General features: G+C 53.5%; 9 protein-coding genes, 2 tRNA genes and 3 rRNA genes. 8 read left to right on the forward strand and 6 right to left on the reverse strand.

Translation table 11 applies throughout. The annotated features are described in order from the left end of the window. The first annotated feature begins 150 nt into the window (after window positions 1–150). Complete coding sequence (locus EBAPG3_RS04530) at window positions 151–576, forward strand: group III truncated hemoglobin (RefSeq protein WP_040851298.1); 426 nt, start codon at window positions 151–153, stop codon at window positions 574–576. Window positions 577–679: 103 nt separating this feature from the next. On the opposite strand, the gene EBAPG3_RS04535 is transcribed toward EBAPG3_RS04530, so the two are convergent. The 4 genes from EBAPG3_RS04535 to EBAPG3_RS04550 form a co-directional block, all read right to left on the reverse strand. Further along, on the reverse strand, window positions 680–1,075 hold the full coding sequence (locus EBAPG3_RS04535; RefSeq protein ID WP_004174969.1) for a VOC family protein: 396 nt from the start codon (window positions 1,073–1,075) through the stop codon (window positions 680–682). A 335-nt stretch (window positions 1,076–1,410) separates the two neighbouring features. Continuing rightward, window positions 1,411–1,824: a YciI family protein gene (locus tag EBAPG3_RS04540; protein WP_004174970.1), complete on the reverse strand. Its 414-nt coding sequence runs from the start codon at window positions 1,822–1,824 to the stop codon at window positions 1,411–1,413. A gap of 163 nt (window positions 1,825–1,987) precedes the next feature. Next, complete coding sequence (locus EBAPG3_RS04545; protein ID WP_004174971.1) at window positions 1,988–3,244, reverse strand: RNA polymerase sigma factor; 1,257 nt, start codon at window positions 3,242–3,244, stop codon at window positions 1,988–1,990. 288 nt (window positions 3,245–3,532) lie between these two features. Continuing rightward, on the reverse strand, window positions 3,533–4,813 hold the full coding sequence (locus tag EBAPG3_RS04550) for a DUF2130 domain-containing protein (RefSeq protein WP_004174972.1): 1,281 nt from the start codon (window positions 4,811–4,813) through the stop codon (window positions 3,533–3,535). 310 nt (window positions 4,814–5,123) lie between these two features. On the opposite strand from EBAPG3_RS04550, the gene EBAPG3_RS04555 reads away from it, so the two are divergent. From EBAPG3_RS04555 to rrf, 7 genes are all read left to right on the forward strand, one after another. Beyond that, the gene (locus tag EBAPG3_RS04555) at window positions 5,124–5,741 is read left to right on the forward strand and encodes a superoxide dismutase (RefSeq protein ID WP_004174973.1); all 618 of its coding nucleotides are present in this window, start codon (window positions 5,124–5,126) and stop codon (window positions 5,739–5,741) included. Between the two features lie 18 nt (window positions 5,742–5,759). Continuing rightward, a complete protein-coding gene (gene tyrS / locus EBAPG3_RS04560; protein WP_004174975.1) occupies window positions 5,760–6,962 on the forward strand; it encodes a tyrosine--tRNA ligase in 1,203 nt (400 codons plus the stop codon). Between the two features lie 289 nt (window positions 6,963–7,251). Further along, window positions 7,252–8,787: ribosomal RNA gene (locus tag EBAPG3_RS04565) — 16S ribosomal RNA — on the forward strand. 123 nt (window positions 8,788–8,910) lie between these two features. Next, a tRNA-Ile gene (locus EBAPG3_RS04570) sits at window positions 8,911–8,987 on the forward strand. A 6-nt stretch (window positions 8,988–8,993) separates the two neighbouring features. Next, window positions 8,994–9,069 (forward strand) — tRNA-Ala (locus tag EBAPG3_RS04575). A 397-nt stretch (window positions 9,070–9,466) separates the two neighbouring features. After that, a 23S ribosomal RNA gene (locus EBAPG3_RS04580) occupies window positions 9,467–12,356 on the forward strand. Between the two features lie 186 nt (window positions 12,357–12,542). Next, window positions 12,543–12,655 (forward strand): 5S ribosomal RNA (gene rrf / locus EBAPG3_RS04585). The 16S, 23S and 5S rRNA genes sit together here with 2 tRNA genes alongside, the layout of an rRNA operon. Window positions 12,656–12,883: 228 nt before the next feature. Here rrf and EBAPG3_RS04590 read toward each other — a convergent pair. Next, on the reverse strand, window positions 12,884–13,957 hold the full coding sequence (locus EBAPG3_RS04590; RefSeq protein WP_004174979.1) for a sulfate/molybdate ABC transporter ATP-binding protein: 1,074 nt from the start codon (window positions 13,955–13,957) through the stop codon (window positions 12,884–12,886). Further along, entirely contained in the window at window positions 13,947–14,825 is an 879-nt protein-coding gene (cysW, locus tag EBAPG3_RS04595) for a sulfate ABC transporter permease subunit CysW (protein ID WP_004174981.1), read from the reverse strand. Before cysW ends, EBAPG3_RS04590 begins: the two co-directional genes overlap by 11 nt. Window positions 14,826–14,833: the final 8 nt, after the last annotated feature.

Raw genomic sequence — 14,833 nt, forward strand, 5'->3', positions numbered from 1 at the left:
GTCAAATAACTTGTGACATTTTTTTATGTTTAAAGTAGAATATAATTGTAATGGTTGGCGGTTCGCACAACACCGTTCTGCATGCCTTTTTAACCCACAACCGCATCTGATGCCCCGCGGTGAATCTTGTATCTAAAATCGACTATGAATATGTCACAACCCGAGTTTTCAGCACCTCATCCCGATCTTTGCACCGAAGAGGAGATTTCATGGCTGGTCCATGCTTTTTATGCAAGGGCCAGAAAAGATCCATTACTGGGTCCGATCTTTGAAGGACATGTCACCGACTGGGACGCACATTTTGTGCAGATGATCAATTTCTGGTCGATGAAGCTGCGTGGAACCAGCCGTTTCCGGGGTGCTCCCATGCCCAAGCACGTAGCCCTGCCGGGACTGACTTCCGAGTTGTTCGAACGGTGGCTGCAGCTTTTCCGGCAAACGACGAGCGAAATGGAAAATCCTGTTTTGCAATTCAACGCGGATACGCTGGCATTGCACATCGGCGGCAGACTGTGGTTAAGATATCAAATGGAGCGCTACCCGGATAAGCAACTGGTTGATCTTTACGAAGCATAGTTGCACGGCCGGCGAAAGTCGCTTCGAGGAATAACGAAGTGTCATCGCCGGACAAAGAAGCGTCTTATTTGAGCATTGCAGCGGTGTGCATATTATTCCTGGTTTATGCGCTCGGCTCCATGTAAATGAACTCCCAGAGGTGTCCGTCCAGGTCCTCGAAGCCATGCTGATACATAAACCCGTAGTCGCCGGAGTCCATGGGAGTGGCTCCGCCCGCGGCGACTGCTTTGCGAACGATATCATCGACTTCCTTCCGACTCTCGCAAGTCAGACAAACAAGCACCTCCGTGCTTTTCCTGGCATCGCAAATTTCTTTGGGAGTAAAAGTCTCAAATTTTTCCCGAGTCAACAACATGACGAATATATCCTCGCTAACGATCATGCAAGTAGCCGTTTCGTCGGTAAACTGGGCATTAAAAGTGAAGCCGAGCTTGGTAAAAAATGCTACGGATTTTTTGAGATTGCTTACGGGAAGATTCACGAAAATTTTGGTGGCCATGGTTTTTCCTTTGAAAGTTCATTACACGGTAACGATTAGCGACAAAGCGTTAACGACAGTCTAACCTGCCAGCGCGGGATGCGGCAGGCACTGGTTGTCGTGCGAAATCTATATCATGTCTCCGATGAGGCTTAGTGTCTTGCCAAGCATTTGACTTCCGCCATTGTGACCAGTCTTGTAGCACCCGGCCGGTCTGATGTCTTGCCCACCCACTGTTTAGTCGAACTGGCGGGTACCCGGATCGGTGTGTCTGCTTAAATTTTTTTTCCAAGGAAACATCGGGCAGGATGGCGGACAGTATTCACTGCCTCGTGCTCCCTCAGGGCCTTCCTTTCTTATTCAGGAAGACTCCAAGGCAACTGCGGCGTGACTGTATCGGCAAATCCGAGCGCACGGAGCGTTCGTTCATCCTCCGCAATGGGCCGCACTTCGACGCATCCGATCCGTGCACCCGGAATCCGTGAGGCGATCTGTATCGCCTCGTTCAGATCCTTGGCCTCAAGGACATAGTAGCCCCCGAGTTGTTCCTTGGTCTCCACAAAGGGCCCATCGGTTGTCGTGACCTTGCCCTTTCGCACACGGACCGTAATTGCGGCATCGGGAGGCAGCAACCGGTTGCATCCGAGAAAGTGGCCGCTCTTTCTGATAGCTTCGGTGAATTCCGAATATTCTTCGTAGTGCCTCTCCGCATCGGCTTCTGCCCTCTGTTCCATTACAGTTTCGGCACAGATCAGGCACAGGTACTTCATGGTCGACACCTCCGGTTTTGCGTAGAAAATGAGCTTTCATCGTATAGTCGTTTGGGAGAAACCAAATTCGACATCGGGAGCTTTGCGCGAGAATGATATTTTTCTACGGAGCCAGGCGATTGGAACCCTCTTCATAGCTCGACCGACCAAGCCTGGATCTGTCTCAATCGGGCAGCTCGCGCAATCTGCGTTCAAGAAACCGTCGTTCGGGTTCCTGCCAGGCGAGACGGTGGGCGCGCTCGTATGACGCCCGGGCTTCCGCCGTTCGCCCGAGCCGCCGGCACAAGTCGGCGTGCGCCGAGTGCGCCAAATGGTAGCCAGCGAGATCGCCCCGCATCAGAATAGCATCAATGAGCGCCAGACCCGGCAAGGGTCCGTCACGCATTGCCACCGCCACGGCGCGATTCAGTTCGATCACAGGCGACGGATCGGTGTGCAACAATAAATCGTAGAGTCTGATGATTTCTGCCCAGTCTGTCGCCGGAGGGCTGGGCGCATTGGCGTGAACGGCCGCGATCGCGGCTTGCAGCGTGTACGGACCGAATCGGGGCGACGACAGCGACAGCGCGCCTGCCGCCAGCGCAGATCCTTCCGCGATGTAGCCCTGGTTCCAGAGCGAACGGTCCTGGTCGGTCAGCAGGATCAGATCGCCTCCTGGCGCGCTGCGCGCGGCGCGGCGCGATTCTTGCAGCAGCATCAGGCCGAGGAGTCCCACAGCCTCCGGCTCCGGCAGCAATTCGATCAACAGCCTGCCTATCCGGATCGCCTCATTCGAGAGATCGGAGCGCATCAGCGTCTCCCCCGATGATGCGGAGTAACCTTCGTTGAACACCAGATAGATCACACGCAGCACGCTGTCCACGCGCTCCGGTAGCTCAGGCGGCGAAGGCACCTGATAAGGAATGCGCGTGTCGCGAATTTTCGCCTTGGCGCGCACGATACGCTGGGCAAGGGTGGGAGCGGGGGTCAGGAAAGCACGTGCAATCTCCTCGGTTGTCAGGCCGCATACCTCCCGCAAAGTGAGCGCCACCTGAGCGTCCGGAGACAGGGCCGGATGACAGCAGGTGAAGATCAGTCTAAGCCGGTCGTCCTCGACTCCTTCGCTGTCCAGCTCATCATCGCCATCGACCGTCAGCCGCTCTTCCATGTCGTCCGGCAACGGCTCGAATCGGGCTCGCCTGCGTATGCCATCGATTGCCTTGAAACGGCCGGTCGAAACGAGCCATGCCTGCGGATTGGCCGGCACACCTTCGTGCGGCCATTGCTCCAGCGCTGCCCTGAAGGCATCGTGCAGTGCCTCCTCGGCGACATCGAAGTCCCCGAGGAGGCGGATCAGCGTGGCAAAGATATGGCGCGAGCGGGAACGGTAGATGACGTCTACCGTCTCGCGCACGCGTTGGGTAACATCTTCATGTTGCATCAGAGTACCTGCCTCACGCCGTAGTATTCAATCGTCGCCCCGCACGGAGAGCTCTGGATCCAGTATGGGGCTCTGAGTTAGGCAGTATTTTGCAATCCGTCTATCGGCGCTTAGCAAGATGAGATGCTTTATTGAATGAACCCTATATCGCCTTGGGTGTTCCAGCGAAGCAATGACTCCCACTCCATCCAATCTTTTCCATTCGGTACGGATCAAAAATGGCCTAACGTTTGAGTCGATTCAGCAGAAGGCAAAAGCGCAGTTTTATGGATCCGCTGGAAGAAATTGCTACAACTCGTCATTCAAGCCGAGACTTTTCAACTCAAGTCCCTCGATCTCCTGCAACGATTTGCCCGCGATCCCCTGCAAATCCCCATACATACCCACCGTTGCACCCATAACGCGCATAATTTGCTCTTCACGCTTCGCCCATTGCTTCATTATCACCTTGCGTTCCTTATCGAGATCGTCCTGCATGGTGGAAAACGCTTCGACAATAGCTTCGACACGCTGGCGGAAACGCGGCCCGGTGAGATACTGGTAGATCATCTCCGTTTTTGTTTGCAGACCTTCCGAGGATTGCCGCGCCAGGGCAATTTCCAGTAATGAGTGGCGCAGGATGAGCGCCACCGGCAACGCGGCGCGAGGATGCGTTACCCAGACGCCCTCAACCATTTCGAAGGTTTCAACGCCCTTGGGCAGCGTCTGGCTCACAATCACGGCAATTTCTGCCTTGGCGGCACGCTGATCTTCCCGCAATTTAGCCAGCCACATATCGCTCCAGTTCCGCGTGCGCTTGGTTTCCCAAAGAATTGTGCCGCCGGGCTGTCCGTCCGTGGCGACGATGCGATGCAGCACATCACCGCCGTAGTCTCCCTTGGGAACCGGCTCGATCGAATCGAAAGGGAATTTGGCTCGCAGCAGGCTCTCAAGCGCCAGTTCCTGTACTTCTCCCTGAAGCTGCTGTGAGCCCTGCTCGGCTCTGCGTTTCAATTCTTCGATTTTTTGCTGCATGGATGCGATAGTCTGATCTTTTTCCATTACCTTCAGCCTAAGCCCTTCTTCAGCTTCCAGCCTGGCCTTCGCGCGTACCTCGCCGAGTCCGTCCTGTATGCGTTTTTCCACGGTAAGTTCGAGTTCGCGCCGGGCATCATCGAGTTCCCGTTGTTTTTTCGTGAGCTCGGCTTGTACTTTTTGCGCCGCGGCCAGCTTCTCGTCGCGGCCTTTGAGCACCTCCTGAAGTTCCGCGAGCTCCCGTATCTTGTTTTCCAGCTCGGCGGCACTGGCAAGCTTTGCTTTTCTGGACTCTTCGGCAATAACGCGAACACGTTCGGTATTCAACTGTGCGGCGACTCGATCGGCTATCTGAGTATCCAGCGTGCGTTTTGCCTCCGTAATTTCTTTTTCCTTCTCACGAATACCTTGTTCGCGCCTCGCTATTTCATCATCCTTGCGCAAAAGCTGCTGTTCGAACTGCTTGCGCGTGGCGGCTATCAACGGCGCGGCCAGCGACTCGGTGAGCCGGATTTCGGTTTTGCAATGGGGGCAGGTAATAGTGGGTTCCATCATACTTGTTCCTGGAAGGGTTTACCCCACCCGTCTCTCGATGTGTGCGGGTTGGGTGTTTCAAATTATAGGTTAAACCAGGTGACAGACGGCTGCGCTCAAGCAAGGTTTGGTTCCTGCCCGGTCTCCAGTGCGATGGCGCACATATTTTCGGATATACTTGCCTGCACAATTGCCTGACCGGACGCATAGTCAATCACGCATCGACTCTTTCTCCTTCAAGGATTGTTTACATGGGTTCGATTCGTCTGCGTTTCCACATAAGAGCAATAGGAACGGATATTTTTCATGTCACTACATAGGAGCGAAAACGATGAGCGATCAAAAAACTGGAAGTGCGCCCCATATTCTGCCGCCTCTGCCATACGCGGATAACGCGCTGGACCCCGTTATTTCCGCCAACACGCTGAGTTTTCACTACGGCAAGCATCACAAGACTTATGTCGACAATCTGAACAAGCTGGTAGGGGGTACGGAGCTTGCGGATTTATCATTGGAAAAAATCATTGCCGCAACAGCTGGTCAAGCGGACAAGGCCGGGGTTTTCAACAATGCGGCGCAAATCTGGAACCATACATTCTACTGGAATAGCCTGTCCCCCAAAGGCGGTGGTGAGCCTCCCGCGGCGTTGAAGAAAAAAATTGAGGCGTCTTTCGATACCGTGGAAGCATGCAAGAAAGAACTGGCGGCAGCGGCAACGACGCAATTCGGCAGCGGCTGGGCGTGGCTGGTGCAGGATGGCGACGGGCTCAAGGTCGTCAAGACGAGTAATGCGGATTTGCCCTTGACCAAGGGACTCAAGCCGCTATTGACCATAGACGTGTGGGAGCATGCCTACTACCTGGATTACCAGAACCGTCGCGCAGATTATGTCAACGCTGTCCTCGACAAGCTGATCAATTGGGGTTTTGCGGCGGATAACCATGGGTAACACGCCCAAAGCATCGCTGTGACCGGACAAATCCCGCAACAGCTGGAGATCATCAAGCGCGGCTGCGGCGAGCTTCTGGTGGAAGAGGAGCTCGCGCAAAAGCTTGTCCTGGATCGTCCTCTCAGGATCAAGGCTGGATTTGACCCGACGGCGCCGGATTTGCATCTGGGTCACACGGTTCTGCTTAACAAGATGCGTCATCTGCAGGATTTAGGGCATCACGCCTTGTTCCTGATTGGTGACTTCACCGGGATGATCGGTGACCCCAGCGGCAAGAATGCCACGCGTCCCGCCCTCACTCGAGAGCAAGTGGCCGAGAATGCGCAATCCTACACCAGTCAGGTTTTCCGGATACTCAACCCCGAGCAGACGGAGGTGGTGTTTAATTCCACGTGGATGGATAAGCTCAATGCCGCGGATCTGATCAAGCTGGCGGCTACCCATACCGTTGCGCGCATGCTGGAGCGGGACGATTTTGGCAAACGCTATGAAAGTAACAAACCTATAGCAATTCACGAGTTTTTGTATCCGCTCATTCAAGGCTATGATTCGGTTGCACTGAGAGCGGATATCGAGCTGGGGGGTACCGACCAGAAATTCAACTTGCTGGTGGGACGGGAATTGCAAAAACATTTCGGGCAATCTCCGCAATGTATTCTCACCATGCCACTTCTGGAAGGGCTGGATGGCGTCAATAAAATGTCCAAATCCTCCGGTAATTATATTGGCATCACCGAGGCCCCTGCCGAGATATTCGGCAAGCTGATGTCCGTTTCCGATGAACTGATGTGGCGTTATATCGAGTTATTGTCGTTCGAGCCAATCAGTATTATTCGTCAGTGGCAACAGGAAGTGCGGCAAGGGCGCAATCCGCGTGACATCAAGGTCTTGTTCGCCCAGGAGGTTGTCGCGCGTTTTCACAGCAAACACGATGCGGAAATGGCATTGGCTGACTTCGAAGCCCGTTTCAGGCGCGGCTCGATACCGGATGACATTCCTGAGAAAGTGTTGCATGCTGGAATCGAAGGGTTGCCCATTGCTCAAGTACTCAAGCAGGCCGGATTAACGGCCAGTACGACTGAAGCATTACGCATGATCGAGCAAGGTGGCGTCAAATTGAACGGCGAAAAGGTGGGTGACAAAGCGCTCAGGCTAAGTTGCGGAGAGACTGCGGTCGTACAAGTAGGCAAGCGAAAATTCGCCAGGATAACCCTCTCCTGATAAAGAGTACGAAGAAGTATTAGAAACCCCTTGACCCCCTGTCTGGTATCTGTATAATTCCGCCTTCGTTGTCTGGCCTGTAGTTTTCTAGCAGGCACTGTTCTTTAAAAATTTACAGCCGATAGGTGTGGGCACTTGACCGGGACACTCGGAATTATTTTGCCTTTCGAGGCGAAATACCGGGTAGCTTAAGAGTCGAAGTGCTCGCACGATGTAAGTAGATTCCGGCGCCTATCTTGATAGAAACCGGAATTGTAGTAACACGTCAAGCGAGAGTTTTACCAGTATTAAACTGAAGAGTTTGATCCTGGCTCAGATTGAACGCTGGCGGCATGCTTTACACATGCAAGTCGAACGGCAGCACGGGGGCAACCCTGGTGGCGAGTGGCGAACGGGTGAGTAATGCATCGGAACGTATCCTTAAGTGGGGGATAACGCATCGAAAGATGCGCTAATACCGCATAATCTCTGAGGAGAAAAGCAGGGGATCGCAAGACCTTGCGCTTTTGGAGCGGCCGATGTCTGATTAGCTAGTTGGTGAGGTAAAGGCTTACCAAGGCTTCGATCAGTAGCTGGTCTGAGAGGACGACCAGCCACACTGGGACTGAGACACGGCCCAGACTCCTACGGGAGGCAGCAGTGGGGAATTTTGGACAATGGGGGAAACCCTGATCCAGCCATGCCGCGTGAGTGAAGAAGGCCTTCGGGTTGTAAAGCTCTTTCAGCCGGAACGAAAAGGTTACGGTTAATACCCGTGACTAATGACGGTACCGGAAGAAGAAGCACCGGCTAACTACGTGCCAGCAGCCGCGGTAATACGTAGGGTGCGAGCGTTAATCGGAATTACTGGGCGTAAAGCGTGCGCAGGCGGTTTTGTAAGTCAGATGTGAAATCCCCGGGCTCAACCTGGGAACTGCGTTTGAAACTACAAGGCTAGAGTGTGGCAGAGGGGGGTGGAATTCCACGTGTAGCAGTGAAATGCGTAGAGATGTGGAGGAACACCGATGGCGAAGGCAGCCCCCTGGGTTAACACTGACGCTCAGGCACGAAAGCGTGGGGAGCAAACAGGATTAGATACCCTGGTAGTCCACGCCCTAAACGATGTCAACTAGTTGTCGGGTCTTAACGGACTTGGTAACGTAGCTAACGCGTGAAGTTGACCGCCTGGGGAGTACGGTCGCAAGATTAAAACTCAAAGGAATTGACGGGGACCCGCACAAGCGGTGGATTATGTGGATTAATTCGATGCAACGCGAAAAACCTTACCTACCCTTGACATGTACCGAAGCTTGCCGAGAGGTGAGCGTGCCCGAAAGGGAACGGTAACACAGGTGCTGCATGGCTGTCGTCAGCTCGTGTCGTGAGATGTTGGGTTAAGTCCCGCAACGAGCGCAACCCTTGTCATTAATTGCCATCATTCAGTTGGGCACTTTAATGAAACTGCCGGTGACAAACCGGAGGAAGGTGGGGATGACGTCAAGTCCTCATGGCCCTTATGGGTAGGGCTTCACACGTAATACAATGGCGCGTACAGAGGGTTGCCAACCCGCGAGGGGGAGCTAATCTCAGAAAGCGCGTCGTAGTCCGGATCGGAGTCTGCAACTCGACTCCGTGAAGTCGGAATCGCTAGTAATCGCGGATCAGCATGTCGCGGTGAATACGTTCCCGGGTCTTGTACACACCGCCCGTCACACCATGGGAGTGGGTTTCACCAGAAGCAGGTAGTCTAACCGCAAGGAGGGCGCTTGCCACGGTGAGATTCATGACTGGGGTGAAGTCGTAACAAGGTAGCCGTAGGGGAACCTGCGGCTGGATCACCTCCTTTCTAGAGAAAATTCCTGATCAAGTGTCCACAACCTATCGGTTGTTCTATAAAGCAGAGCTGGGGACTCAGGCGTGGGGGCTGGAAAAACGAGAAGCCCTGGCCCTTATTTTTGAGCTCTGTTCAGGGTCTGTAGCTCAGTTGGTTAGAGCACACGCTTGATAAGCGTGGGGTCGGTGGTTCAAATCCACCCAGACCCACCAGCTAACGGGGGTGTAGCTCAGATGGGAGAGCACCTGCTTTGCAAGCAGGGGGTCATCGGTTCGATCCCGTTCACCTCCACCAATTCTGCGATTAGGAATGACGTATTCTTAGAAAATAGAAGTAAACGAAAGCGTTTACTTCTGGTTTTTAACCAGCGGCTGTATTTCGGGATTAGCGGAAGGAAGTAAGCAAAGAACCTTGCATCAATCTTTGTTCTTCGTACTGTTTTTCCCGGTGCTCTTTAACAATTTGGAAGAAGTAAAATATTCCGTATTCGATGAATGCGCAGCTTTTTTTGGCTTTGCGTTTGGGGGATGCGGAATAATGGGTTAGATTGTATCGACGCATTGTATTTTTAGTCGGATACAGTGCGAGCAGACACCTGTAACCAATTGGTTTGGAATAGATTTCAGGATTGGGCCATTTTTTAGCCGGCCTTCGGTTCCGATTTCCGATTCCCGAGCCCTTAAGGTTATAGGATCAAGCGAATAAGTGCATGTGGTGGATGCCTTGGCGATTACAGGCGATGAAGGGCGTGGAAGCCTGCGAAAAGCTCCGGGGAGCTGGCAAACGAGCATTGATCCGGAGATGTCCGAATGGGGAAACCCGGCCCGCAAGGGTCAACCTTGATTGAATACATAGGTCAAGCGTGGCGAACCTGGCGAACTGAAACATCTAAGTAGCCAGAGGAAAAGAAATCAACCGAGATTCCCAAAGTAGTGGCGAGCGAAATGGGAACAGCCTCCAATTTTTAGCACTCGAACTAGCCGAGCCGTCTGGAAAGTCGGGCCATAGTGGGTGATAGCCCCGTAGGCGAAAGTTTGAGTGTGGAACTAGGATTGGAACAAGTAGGGCGGGACACGAGAAATCCTGTCTGAATATGGGGGGACCATCCTCCAAGGCTAAATACTCGTAATCGACCGATAGTGAACCAGTACCGTGAGGGAAAGGCGAAAAGAACCCCGGGAGGGGAGTGAAATAGACCCTGAAACCGCATGCATACAAACAGTGGGAGCGGACTTGTTCCGTGACTGCGTACCTTTTGTATAATGGGTCAGCGACTTACATTCAGTAGCAAGCTTAACCGAATAGGGGAAGCGCAGCGAAAGCGAGTCTTAATAGGGCGTTTAGTTGCTGGGTGTAGACCCGAAACCAGATGATCTACTCATGGCCAGGATGAAGCGGGGGTAACACCTCGTGGAGGTCCGAACCCACTAATGTTGAAAAATTAGGGGATGAGCTGTGGGTAGGGGTGAAAGGCTAAACAAATCTGGAAATAGCTGGTTCTCTCCGAAAACTATTTAGGTAGTGCCTCACGTATCACCTTCGGGGGTAGAGCACTGTTATGGCTAGGGGGCCGTTTAGGCCTACCAACCCATGGCAAACTCCGAATACCGAAGAGTGCGAGCGTGGGAGACAGACATCGGGTGCTAACGTCCGGTGTCGAAAGGGAAACAACCCAGACCCTCAGCTAAGGTCCCAAAGACACAGTTAAGTGGCAAACGAAGTGGGAAGGCTAAAACAGTCAGGAGGTTGGCTTAGAAGCAGCCATCCTTTAAAGAAAGCGTAATAGCTCACTGATCGAGTCGTCCTGCGCGGAAGATGTAACGGGGCTCAAACTGTGCACCGAAGCTAGGGATTTACACGCAAGTGTAGATGGTAGGAGAGCGTTCCGTAAGCCTGCGAAGGTGGCTTGAGAAGGCTGCTGGAGGTATCGGAAGTGCGAATGCTGACATGAGTAGCGATAAAGGGAGTGAAAGGCTCCCTCGCCGTAAGCCCAAGGTTTCCTGCGCAACGTTCATCGGCGCAGGGTGAGTCGGCCCCTAAGGTGAGGCAGAAATGCGTAGCTGATGGGAAACTGGTCAATATTCCAGTACCTTTGTTCAATGCGATGTGGGGACGGAGAAGGTTAACTCGGCCGGGTGTTGGATGTCCCGGTTCAAGCGTGTAGACGTGCTGCTCAGGCAAATCCGGGCGGCTTAGTTGAGGCGTGATAACGCAACGCCCTTCGGGGCGCCAAGTGAGTGATACCCTGCTTCCAGGAAAAGCCACTAAGCTTCAGTTGAATGAAGACCGTACCGCAAACCGACACAGGTGGGCGGGATGAAAATTCCAAGGCGCTTGAGAGAACTCAGGAGAAGGAACTCGGCAAATTAACACCGTAACTTCGGGATAAGGTGTGCCCCCGGTACGTGTAGCGCCTCGCGCGTGAAGCGGAAGGGGGTTGCAAAGAAATGGTGGCTGCGACTGTTTAATAAAAACACAGCACTCTGCAAACACGAAAGTGGACGTATAGAGTGTGACGCCTGCCCGGTGCCGGAAGGTTAAGTGATGGGGTGCAAGCTCTTGATCGAAGCCCCGGTAAACGGCGGCCGTAACTATAACGGTCCTAAGGTAGCGAAATTCCTTGTCGGGTAAGTTCCGACCTGCACGAATGGCGTAACGATGGCCACACTGTCTCCTCCTGAGACTCAGCGAAGTTGAAATGTTTGTGAAGATGCAATCTCCCCGCGGCTAGACGGAAAGACCCCGTGCACCTTTACTGTAGCTTTACATTGGACTTTGACAATATCTGTGTAGGATAGGTGGGAGGCGTTGAAGTGGGCTCGCTAGAGCTCATGGAGCCGACGTTGAAATACCACCCTGATGTTGTTGAGGTTCTAACCTAGGTCCATTATCTGGATCGGGGACCGTGTATGGTAGGCAGTTTGACTGGGGCGGTCTCCTCCCAAAGTGTAACGGAGGAGTACGAAGGTACGCTAGGTACGGTCGGAAATCGTGCTGATAGTGCAATGGCAAAAGCGTGCTTGACTGCGAGACTGACAAGTCGAGCAGATGCGAAAGCAGGTCATAGTGATCCGGTGGTTCTGTATGGAAGGGCCATCGCTCAACGGATAAAAGGTACGCCGGGGATAACAGGCTGATTCCTCCCAAGAGTTCATATCGACGGGGGAGTTTGGCACCTCGATGTCGGCTCATCACATCCTGGGGCTGTAGCCGGTCCCAAGGGTATGGCTGTTCGCCATTTAAAGTGGTACGTGAGCTGGGTTTAAAACGTCGTGAGACAGTTTGGTCCCTATCTGCCGTGGGCGTTGGAAGTTTGAGTGGACCTGCTCCTAGTACGAGAGGACCGGAGTGGACGCACCTCTGGTGTACCGGTTATGACGCCAGTCGTATCGCCGGGTAGCTAAGTGCGGAAGAGATAACCGCTGAAAGCATCTAAGCGGGAAACTCGCCTCAAGATGAGACTTCCCGGGGGTTAAACCTCCCTAAAGGTTCGTCGAAGACCACGACGTTGATAGGTCGGGTGTGGAAGCGCAGTAATGTGTTAAGCTAACCGATACTAATTGACCGTGCGGCTTGATCCTATAACCTTAAGTAAGGCATCAGGCATGGAAGTGGAGTGCAAGGGCGAAAATCGGCCCATATCCACCAAAATGCCGGATGAAGTGTTTGCCCGGATACGATCTACCCAATTTACTTCTTCCAGAACGTGGCTGGCGATTAGACAACCAAGATCCATTGGTGTCCCGCTTGCCATGATTAAAGTTACGCTTGGCGGTCATAGCGCTTTGGACCCACCCCTTCCCATCCCGAACAGGGCCGTGAAACGAAGTCGCGCCGATGATAGTGTGCATTCGCATGCGAAAGTAGGTCACTGCCAGGCACCTACAATAAAAAAGCCCCAACTCGTAAGAGTTGGGGCTTTTTTATTGTGTATAAGCGCACGAGTGAAATCAAAATCGGAAGTACGTTACCTGAGTAAGGCTAACTATATTTAACCTAAATTCACCCCATAGTACACTCACTACAAAGGTGAAGATGAGTAGCGCAAAAAGTCTTTGTGGATCATGATGCTAAACCGAAGAATGAGTAGTTAACCGCGGGATTAGGTTCAATGCACCTGATTGGGGAACAGATCAAAACGAGAAGGCTTGATAAAAACCTGATCGCCTCGCACCAGTTGCAATTCACGAAAGCGCTCCTTTGTGATTTCGACCTGGATCAGTTCCTGTCCGTCGCTGTCGTCGCGAGTCAATTCAAGACGGACTATCGGGCCGATCGAGAGAATGTGAGACACGTGCGCCGCCAGCGCTCCGCCGTCGTGAATCACCCTGTCGACATGAATATCGTGAGGGCGCACATACGCAACAGCGGCTAGTTCCTCGGCTTCGGAATGCTCGGGTGCATCGACTTCAATTTCGCCTATCCAGGCGCGTCCGCGGTGCAACCGGCCATGAAACAGATTCACCTTCCCAAGAAATTCATAGACAAAAGGGCTCGCGGGTTGCTCATACACTTCGTCCGGCGTGCCGATTTGCTCGATGCGGCCTTCATTCATGACCACGACGCGGTCTGCCACTTCCAGCGCTTCTTCCTGATCATGGGTAACGAACACGCTGGTGATATGTATTTCGTCATGAAGTCGGCGCAGCCAGGAACGCAGCTCCTTGCGTACCTTGGCATCAAGCGCCCCAAAGGGCTCGTCCAGCAGTAACACCTTTGGTTCCACCGCCAGCGCCCGCGCCAGCGCCACGCGCTGACGCTGGCCCCCGGAGAGCTGATGCGGGTGACGGTCGGCTAACCAGTCCAGTTGTACCAGCTTAAGCAAATTGTGCACGCGATCACGAATCTCCGCATCCGCAGGGCGTACACTCTTTGGACGCACACGCAATCCAAATGCGACATTCTCGAAAATCGTCATATTGCGAAATAGCGCATAGTGCTGGAATACAAAACCGACCTGACGATCGCGCACATGCTGCCCGGTCGCGTCCGCACCCTGAAACAATACCTGACCGGTATCCGCTACTTCGAGCCCCGCAATCACGCGTAGCAGAGTGGTTTTCCCGGAACCCGAGGGGCCAAGTAATGCGAGCAACTCACCCGAATGTACTTCCAGGCTGACATCGCGCAGTGCGGCGAAAGTTCCGAATTGTTTGGAGAGACCGCGTATTTCAATGCTCATCGACATTCCCCTGGTGACGCTCATTTCTGGACTCAACGAATGTCTTCAGCGCGAGCGTCACCAATGCAAGCAATGCCAGGAGCGACGCCACGGCGAATGCAGCCGCAAAGTTATATTCGTTATAAAGAATTTCGACGTGAAGCGGCAGGGTGTTGGTACTGCCACGGATGTGGCCGGAAACTACCGATACCGCGCCAAATTCACCCATTGCCCGCGCATTGCAAAGAATGGTGCCGTATAGCAGACCCCACTTGACGTTCGGAAGTGTGACACGGAAGAATGTCTGCCAGCCGCTGGCGCCCAGTACCACCGCCGCCTCCTCCTCCTCGGTACCCTGTGCCTGCATCAGCGGAATCAGTTCACGGGCGATAAACGGGACCGTCACGAAAGTGGTGGCGAGCACAATACCGGGTACCGCGAATATGATCTTGATATCATTTTCCGCCAGCCATGGTCCCAGCCAACCCTGCAAGCCGAAGATGAGCACGTAAATCAATCCCGAAACCACGGGAGATACCGAGAAAGGCAAGTCAATCAGCGTGATTAACAGATTCTTGCCGCGGAACTCGAATTTGGCAACAGCCCATGCTGCCGCGATGCCGAATATCAGGTTGAGAGGCACTGCGATCGCCGCGGCGGTCAGGGTAAGCCGGATGGCAGCCACTGCGTCCGGCTCCGTAATAGCGGCAAGGTAGACGTCTACACCCTTCTTCAGCGCCTCATAGAAGACCGAAATCAAGGGTATGAAAAGGAACAGTGTCAGAAACGCCAGCGCCAGCCCGATCAATGTCCGGCGAACCCACGCGGGTTCATCTGTCGTTGCTCTACGGCGTATCTCGGCGGGTACCGGCAAAGCGATGGCAGTCATTGATAGGT

Source organism: Nitrosospira lacus, assembly GCF_000355765.4.
Taxonomy (GTDB): Bacteria; Pseudomonadota; Gammaproteobacteria; order Burkholderiales; family Nitrosomonadaceae; genus Nitrosospira; species Nitrosospira lacus.